Genomic DNA, 7,530 nt, shown 5'->3' on the forward strand with positions numbered 1-7,530 from the left:
GCCTGCCCCTGCGCGCGCTGCTTGATGCGCTGTTTCCGCGTGGCCACGCCGTTGCCGTGGAGGACTCGGTGCTGACCGGAACCGCCAGCACCGACGACGGCGAGGTGACCGTGATCGGCACCGCCGACAAGCTCGAAGTGGGCGTGGACCACGCACTGGCACTGGCCGAAACCGTGCTGGCCAGCACCGCCGCACATCCCCATCGACCGATCGTGATGCTGGTCGACACCGCCGGCCAGCGCCTGGCACGCCGCGACGAACTGCTCGGCATCAACGGCTGTTTCGCGCACCTGGCGCAGACGCTGGATCTGGCCCGCCGCCGTGGCGCCCGCCTGGTCACCCTGGTCTACGGTGAGTCGGTCAGTGGTGGCTTCCTCTCGTTCGGCCTGATGGCCGACCACATCCATGCCCTGCCCGATGCGCAGGTGCGGGTGATGGACCTGCGCGCGATGGCGCGGGTGACCAAGCAGCCGCTGGAGAAGCTGCAGGCACTCAGCCAGAGCTCGCCGGTATTCGCGCCGGGCGTGGAGAACTACGTGGCGATGGGCGCGGTGGATTCGATCTGGAGCGGCGACCTGGCCGCACACCTGCTGCAGGCGCTGCGTACGCCCACCGATGGCGACCGCCGCGCCGTGCGGGGTGCCGAACGTGGCGGACGTCGCCTGGCCGCAGCGGTGGCCACTGCGGTGAGCCAGGGCGATGCCTGAGCGCTTGCCCCGGCATACGCTGGTCTGGCTGTCGGCACACGCGGCCTGGCAGGCCGACATCGCCCCGCATGAGCCGCGCTTGGCCAACTGGTTCGCGCAGGGCCTGCCGGCCATCGTCGCCCGGCGTGCCGCCGACGATGCCGATCCCCGGCTGCGCCTGGGCGTACCGCTGCCGCCGGCCGAGGGCAAACTGCGCCTGGCCCTGCGCGTGCCGGCACGCGATGTGCTGCGCAGCGCACCGCCACCATCACTTCATACGGTGCTGGAAGGCAACGTTGCGCAGGACTGGCAACGCCCCCTGCAGGCACTGCACGGCATCGCTGCGGCGCATGTATTCGGTGCCTTCGCGTGGCAGCACCTGACCGGCCTGCACTATGTGCACGCGCGTTCGGACATCGATCTGCTGTGGCAGATCAACAGCAGCGCACAGGCCGATGCCCTGGTTGCACGGCTGCAGGCCTGGGAAACCGAACACGGCCGCCGGGTCGATGGCGAACTGTGCCTGGCCGGCGATGCCGCCGTGAACTGGCGGGAGTACGCGGGACGCAGCCGCGAAGTGCTGGTCAAGCGCCACGACGGCGCCGCCCTGGAACTGCGCGAGTCCGTGTTCGCCCCCGCCGGGGTGACCGCATGAGCGCCGTCGCGCAGCCGACGGTCCGGCCGGCAGCTGCCGCGGACAGCGCGCGCCTGGGGCGCCTGGCCGTCGCCAGCCTGCACGCCGAACTGGCGCTGGCGCCCAAGCCCGGGCTGGTCACTCCCTTCGACAGCGGCAGCCATCACGACATGGACGCCGGCACATTCCTGCGCAGTCTGTTCGCGCTGCGCCACTATTTCGCTGCCGTGGCCCACCTCGGTGCAGCCGGGGCGGACTTCGATGCCCTGCGCCGATGTGGCATCGCCGCCGAAGCGGCGATGCTGCGCGCGACCGCCGGCATCAATACCCATCGTGGCGCGATCTTCAGCCTCGGTCTGCTGGTCGCGGCCGCCGCTGCCTGCCGTTCCCGCCTGGGCCATGCCACCAGCGGTGAGCGGGTCTGCCTGGAGGTACGTCGCTGGGCGGGGCACTTCGCACATGCCCCGCTGGATGCAGGCAGCCCAGGCCAACGTGCGCGCGTCCGGCACAACGTGCCCGGCGTGCGCGAACACGCCGCTGCAGGCTATCCGCTGCTGCGCGAGGTGGCGTTGCCCACCCTGCGCCACGCGCTGGCCAATGGCCTGTCACGCGAAGCCGCGATGTGCCACACGCTGATGCAGCTGGTCGCACACACCGAAGACCTCAACCTGCTGCATCGCGGAGGCGCTGAAGGCCTGCGCTGGGCACGGCAGCAGGCCCACCGTTTCCTGGCCGACGGCGGCGCCTTCGCGCACGATTGGCGGCCGCGCCTGCGACAGATCGCCGATGCCTTCGTCGTGCGTCGCTTGAGCCCCGGCGGCAGCGCCGACCTGCTCGCCTGCAGCGTGTTCCTGTTGCATCAGGAGGGCTCATGAGCCTGGCCCTGCTCTGTCCCGGACAAGGCGCACAGCATCCGGCGATGTTCGATCGCGTGCGCGGCCTTGCCGCCGCACAGCCGCTGCTCGATGCCATCGGCGAACTGCTGGGCCGCGATGTGTTCGCCGCTGCGGCGGCCGACGACCGTTTCGACAATGTGCAGGCGCAGCCCCTGCTGTGCGCAGCCAGCCTGGCGCACTGGCAGGGCCTGCGCGAGGTGTTGCCGACGCCGACGGTGATCGCCGGCTACAGCATCGGCGAGCTCGCCGCGCACGCCATCGCCGGCAGCTTCGACACCACCACCTGCCTGGCACTGTCTGCGCAGCGCGCGCGCCTGATGGACGCCGCCAGCCCCCGCGATGCCGGGCTGCAGGCAGTGCTGGGGCTGGACCGCGATGCCACGCAGCGGTTGTGCGACACGCATGGCGCCTTCATCGCCATCGCCAATGGCCATGACCACTTCATCGTGGGCGGTGCACAGCCGTCGCTGCACGCGTTGGCGGCAGACGCGCAGGCCTGCGGCGCGGAAATCCGTCCATTGCCGGTCCATGTGCCCGCACACACGCCGCTGTTGGCCGGTGCGGAAGCACCGTTTGCCGCAGCGCTGCGGGCCGCGCAGGTGCATGCGCCGCGGCTGCCCCTGCTGGCCGGCGTCGATGCCCGCCCGGTGCGTGATGGCGCCGCCGTGGTGCACACGCTGTCGGCGCAGCTGGCACAGACCATCGAGTGGGCGCAGGTGATGCGCCAGGCCTTCGAGCGCGGCGCACGGGTGTTCCTGCAGCTGGGCCCGGGCAGCGCGCTGGCGCGCATGGTCGCGCCGTCCTATCCGTGCTGCGAAGTGCGCGCGGTGGAAGAGTTCCAGAGCCTTGAGGGTGCCGCGGCGTGGGTCCGCAGTGCGCTGGAGCGGCTGCAGTAACGGGTTCGAGCAGTACGTATCACGCAACACGCCGTACGTCGCCTTACCCCGGGATGGCGGGTCTCCATCCGCGCTGTACGTGAGTCACGTGTCTGGGAGGGCGCATGAGTCCACAAATCGCAACGATCATCGGCCTGGTGATCATGTTCATCGTCGCCACGGCAATGCCGATCAACATGGGCGCCGTCGCTTTCGCGCTGGCCTTCATCATCGGCGGGCTATGGGTCGACATGGGAGGCAAGGAAGTCCTGGCCGGCTTTCCAGGCGATCTGTTCCTGACCCTGGTCGGCATCACCTATCTGTTCGCCATCGCGCAGAAGAACGGCACCATCGACCTGCTGGTGCACTGGGCAGTGAAAGCGGTGCGCGGCCATATCGTGGCCATTCCGTGGGTGATGTTCGTGATCACCGCGGTGCTCACCGCGTTCGGTGCGCTGGGCCCCGCCGCGGTCGCCATCATCGGCCCGGTCGCCCTGCGCTTTGCCAAGCAGTACAACATCAATCCGCTGATGATGGGCCTGCTGGTCATTCATGGTGCGCAGGCGGGCGGCTTCTCGCCGATCAGCGTGTACGGCAGCATCACCAATGGCGTGGTGCAGAAAGCCGGGCTGGAAGTAACCGAGATGGCGGTGTTCCTGACCAGCCTGGGCTTCAACCTGATGATGGCGACGATCTGCTTCTTCGCCTTCGGAGGCATCGCCCTGCTGCGTCGCGGCTCGATCACCGCAGCGGGAACGATCGGCAATGCCGAGCTGGCGATGGCCGGCGGCCCGCAGGCATCGTCACGCCAGTTTGCGATCGAAGGCCATGGCGCACTGGTCGCCGCCGGCGGTGGCACCCTGTCCAATGATCCGGCGGCACTGGATGCGGTGAACCTGACCCGCGAGCGGCTGTTCACCCTGATCGGCCTGCTTGGCCTGGGCGTGGCCGCGCTGATCTACAACCTCAACGTCGGCCTGGTCTCGATCACCGTGGCGGTGGTCTTGGCGCTGCTGTCGCCGCAGAGCCAGAAGGGGGCGGTCGATGGCATCAGCTGGTCCACCGTGCTGCTGATCTGCGGCGTGGTGACCTACATCGGCGTACTGGAACATGCCGGTGCGGTGGACTTCATCGGCAATGGTGTATCCGATATCGGCATCCCGCTGCTCGGTGCACTGCTGGTCTGCTACGTCGGTGGCATCGTCTCCGCATTCGCCTCGTCGGCCGCCGTGCTGGGCGCCACCATCCCGCTGGCGGTGCCGTTCCTGATGCAGGGCCACCTCAGCGCGGCCGGCGTGATCTGTGCGCTGGCGGTGTCATCCACCATCGTCGATGTCAGCCCGTTCTCGACCAATGGCGCACTGGTGGTGGCGTCGGCCGCCAAGGAAGAACGCGAGACCCTGTTCCGCCGCTTCCTGGTCTACAGCGGCCTGGTGGTGGCATTGGGGCCGCTGCTGGCCTGGCTGGTATTCGTGGTGCCGGGCTGGATGTAACCACTCAACGGTAGTGCCGGCCGCTGGCCGGCAATCCCATGAACCGCGATGCGGTCAGATCAACCCTTCACCGGCCAGCTCGCGCAGCCCGTCCTCGTCGAGGATCTCCACCACGTTCAGGTGGGGCAGGGCGATCAGGCCCTGCTGGCGCAGCTTGGTGAAGGTGCGGCTGACCGTTTCCATGGTCAGGCCGAGATGGTCGGCGATGTCGCCGCGGCCCATCGGCAGCGATACGCGCAGGCCGTCACCGCCGAGGCGGGCCTCGCGCGCGGCCAGGCGCAGCAGGAAGTCGGCCAGCTTCTCGGCCGGCTGCAGGCGCGCCAGTGCCAATGCGGCGTCCTGCGCGGCATCCAGTTCCTGGCAGGCGCGCTGCAGCAGCTTGCGCTCCAGGTGCGGGAAACGGCTGCGCAACACCTTCATCTGCGGCAGTGCGACGCGGCACACGCGGCTGTCGGCGATCGCCTCGATGTCGTAGCGGTGATGATCGCTGCTGCTGAGGCCGAGGTAGTCCCCGGGCAGCACGAAACCGTTGATCTGGCGGCGGCCGTCGGCCAGGGTGCGCACCAGGCGCAGCGCCCCGGCGGTCAATGTATAGACATGGTCACGCTCTTCGCCGGTGCGGGCCAATGTGCTGCCCATGCTGACCTGCTGTGAAACAGTGACCTGCTCCAACGCCTGCACTTCGTCGGGCGACAGCGCCGAGCACACCGCCAGGTGGCGAACCGAGCAGTGCAGGCAGTCCAGCGTGGGGCAGGACGGCGAGGCGGGATCGTTGTTGGCGGGCGGAGCGCCGGAAGGCCGTGACATGTTGCGGGGGCGTATCGCGGTCGGGGAGGGCCTTATGATACTTCAAGCGGCCGTTCGACCCTGCCCGAGGCGGGGGCGCTAGAATGTCGCCCCCTCCCACGTCCCGTTCCAGCAGGAGTTCCGCCCGTGATCAAGCCCCGTACCCCGCCCGGCACCCTTGAACTGCTGCCGCGCGAGCAGATTGCGTTCCAGCGCATGCTGGACGTGATCCGCCGCAACTACGAGCGCTTCGGGTTCCTGCCGGTGGAGACGCCGGTGTTCGAGCTGTCCGACGTGCTGCTGACCAAGTCCGGTGGCGAGACCGAGCGCCAGGTGTACTTCGTGCAGTCCACCGGTGCGCTGGCCAATGCCGCCGAATCGGGCGACCGCTCGCTGCCGGAAATGGCGCTGCGCTTCGACCTCACCGTGCCGCTGGCGCGCTATGTCGCCGAGCACGAGCATGAACTGACGTTCCCGTTCCGCCGCTACCAGATGCAGCGCGTCTATCGCGGCGAGCGCGCCCAGCGTGGCCGTTTCCGTGAGTTCTACCAGTGCGACATCGACGTGATCGGCAAGGACAGCCTGAGCGTGCGTTACGACGCCGAAGTACTGGCGGTCATCCACGCGGTGTTCTCGGAACTGCGGATTGGTGACTTCAGCATCCAGCTGAACAACCGCAAGCTGATGCGCGGTTTCTTCGAAAGCCTGGGCGTGGCCGAGGGCGAGCGCCAGCTGGCGGTGTTGCGTGAAGTGGACAAGCTGGACAAGCGCGGTGCCGATTACGTGCGCGAGACGCTGGTGGGCGAGGGCTTCGGCATTCCGGCCGAGCAGGTCGAGAAGATCCTGGCCTTCGTCGCCGTGCGTTCGCAGAGCCATGCCGATGCGCTGGCGCAGCTGGCCGCGCTGGAGGCCGGTGCGGCTTCGTCGGAAACCCTGCGTACCGGCGTGGCCGAGCTGCGCGAAGTGCTGCAGCTGGTGCAGGCGCTGGGCGTGCCGGAATCCGCGTACTGCCTGAATTTCTCCATCGCCCGCGGCCTGGATTACTACACCGGCACCGTCTACGAGACCACGCTGACCGACCACCCGCAGATCGGCTCGATCTGCTCGGGCGGCCGTTACGAAGACCTGGCCAGCCACTACAGCAAGTCCAAGCTGCCGGGCGTGGGCATCTCCATCGGCCTGTCGCGCCTGTTCTGGCAGCTGCGCGAGGCTGGCCTGATCGATGGCATCGAAGGCAGCAGCGTGCAGGCACTGGTCGCGCTGATGGACGAGCAGGGCATGCCGCAGTCGCTGGATATCGCCCGCCGCCTGCGTGCCGGTGGGATCAACACCGAAGTGCAGATGGAGCCGAAGAAGATCGGCAAGCAGTTCCAGTACGCGGCCAAGGCCGGCATCCGCTTCGTGGTGCTGGCGGGCGAGGACGAGCTGGCCCGCGGCGTGGTGGCGGTGAAGGACCTGCTGCGCGAGCAGCAGTTCGAAGTGTCGCGCGACGAGCTGGCCAGCACGCTGCAGGTGGAGCTGGAGCAGTCCAGGGCGATGGCATGAAGCGAGCCGCCGCAGGAGCGTTGAGCGCGCTCCTGCTGGCGGGTTGCCAGAGTGATCCGGCGCTGCACAGCGCCCGGATCGGGAAGGCGCAGTACCGGTTGCAGGTCGATCGTTGCCATGTGATCGATCACGCGCAGCTGGAGGGGGACCTGCGGGCCCTGGCCTCGCGGAAGAGCCCGACGGGCGCAGGTGAGCTGGCGAACATCCAGCCCCTGCCGAGCCGGCAGGGCAGCCTGTTCGGCGAGTGCCTGCGGCGCGGCGCGCTGCAGGCGGAGATCCGCTGTTCGCCCTGATTGTTTCCAAATTGCTGATTTAAAAGAGGAACGCCCGCCCTTTGGTGGGCGTTCTGCGTTTCAGGGCAAACAGCAGTCGAGCATGGCTCGACTCTACAAAAGCCGGTTTCGATCCGACCCACGCCGTTCTGAAAGATCGCGGGAAACTGTCGAAGGCGGGGTGGGTCCGGTGGCAGGGGTGTGAGCGGCATGGATGCCGCGACCAAGCTCCCATGGACGGGTTCACGGCGTCCCCTGCCACCGGACCCAGCCTGCCAACCCTCAGTAGCCCGGCTTTCAGTAGCCCGGCTTTTGCCGTTGCTCAGGCCTCTGCGGGTGCAGG

General features: G+C 68.5%; 8 protein-coding genes. 7 read left to right on the forward strand and 1 reads right to left on the reverse strand.

Going from position 1 to position 7,530, the window contains the following annotated elements; translation table 11 throughout:
- Window positions 1-2 precede the first annotated feature (2 nt).
- The 5 genes from mdcE (at window position 3) to QRO93_RS13650 (ending at window position 4,584) form a co-directional block, all read left to right on the forward strand.
- Window positions 3-707 carry a biotin-independent malonate decarboxylase subunit gamma gene (mdcE, locus tag QRO93_RS13630; protein ID WP_053451259.1) on the forward strand — a complete coding sequence of 235 codons (705 nt, stop codon included), beginning with the start codon at window positions 3-5 and terminating at the stop codon, window positions 705-707.
- A complete protein-coding gene (mdcG, locus tag QRO93_RS13635; protein WP_053449087.1) occupies window positions 700-1,341 on the forward strand; it encodes a malonate decarboxylase holo-[acyl-carrier-protein] synthase in 642 nt (213 codons plus the stop codon). The genes mdcE and mdcG overlap by 8 nt, the downstream gene beginning before the upstream one ends.
- Entirely contained in the window at window positions 1,338-2,195 is an 858-nt protein-coding gene (gene mdcB / locus QRO93_RS13640) for a triphosphoribosyl-dephospho-CoA synthase MdcB (protein WP_053449086.1), read from the forward strand. The genes mdcG and mdcB overlap by 4 nt, the downstream gene beginning before the upstream one ends.
- Window positions 2,192-3,112, forward strand: a complete 921-nt coding sequence (gene mdcH / locus QRO93_RS13645) for a malonate decarboxylase subunit epsilon (RefSeq protein ID WP_180879478.1) — start codon at window positions 2,192-2,194, stop codon at window positions 3,110-3,112. The genes mdcB and mdcH overlap by 4 nt, the downstream gene beginning before the upstream one ends.
- Window positions 3,113-3,216: 104 nt before the next feature.
- On the forward strand, window positions 3,217-4,584 hold the full coding sequence (locus QRO93_RS13650) for an SLC13 family permease (protein WP_180879476.1): 1,368 nt from the start codon (window positions 3,217-3,219) through the stop codon (window positions 4,582-4,584).
- 54 nt (window positions 4,585-4,638) lie between these two features.
- Here the strand turns inward: QRO93_RS13650 and QRO93_RS13655 are convergent, their stop codons facing one another.
- Window positions 4,639-5,391 (reverse strand): Crp/Fnr family transcriptional regulator, encoded by a 753-nt coding sequence (locus QRO93_RS13655; RefSeq protein ID WP_006436589.1) that lies wholly within the window; start codon window positions 5,389-5,391, stop codon window positions 4,639-4,641.
- A 126-nt stretch (window positions 5,392-5,517) separates the two neighbouring features.
- Here QRO93_RS13655 and hisS point away from each other — a divergent pair, with 126 nt between their 5' ends.
- Window positions 5,518-6,915 carry a histidine--tRNA ligase gene (gene hisS / locus QRO93_RS13660; RefSeq protein WP_180878141.1) on the forward strand — a complete coding sequence of 466 codons (1,398 nt, stop codon included), beginning with the start codon at window positions 5,518-5,520 and terminating at the stop codon, window positions 6,913-6,915.
- Window positions 6,912-7,208: a hypothetical protein gene (locus QRO93_RS13665; protein WP_180878140.1), complete on the forward strand. Its 297-nt coding sequence runs from the start codon at window positions 6,912-6,914 to the stop codon at window positions 7,206-7,208. Before hisS ends, QRO93_RS13665 begins: the two co-directional genes overlap by 4 nt.
- Window positions 7,209-7,530: the final 322 nt, after the last annotated feature.

Source organism: Stenotrophomonas maltophilia group sp. Smal17, assembly GCF_030237045.1.
Classification (GTDB): domain Bacteria; phylum Pseudomonadota; class Gammaproteobacteria; order Xanthomonadales; family Xanthomonadaceae; genus Stenotrophomonas; species Stenotrophomonas forensis.

Excerpts from the sequence above, each read along its gene's own strand:
- QRO93_RS13650 (WP_180879476.1), top strand. The coding sequence starts at position 3,217 with ATGAGTCCACAAATCGCAACGATCATCGGCCTGGTGATCATGTTCATC.
- QRO93_RS13665 (WP_180878140.1), top strand. The coding sequence starts at position 6,912 with ATGAAGCGAGCCGCCGCAGGAGCGTTGAGCGCGCTCCTGCTGGCGGGT.
- QRO93_RS13655 (WP_006436589.1), bottom strand. The coding sequence starts at position 5,391 with ATGTCACGGCCTTCCGGCGCTCCGCCCGCCAACAACGATCCCGCCTCG.
- mdcB (WP_053449086.1), top strand. The coding sequence starts at position 1,338 with ATGAGCGCCGTCGCGCAGCCGACGGTCCGGCCGGCAGCTGCCGCGGAC.
- mdcH (WP_180879478.1), top strand. The coding sequence starts at position 2,192 with ATGAGCCTGGCCCTGCTCTGTCCCGGACAAGGCGCACAGCATCCGGCG.
- mdcG (WP_053449087.1), top strand. The coding sequence starts at position 700 with ATGCCTGAGCGCTTGCCCCGGCATACGCTGGTCTGGCTGTCGGCACAC.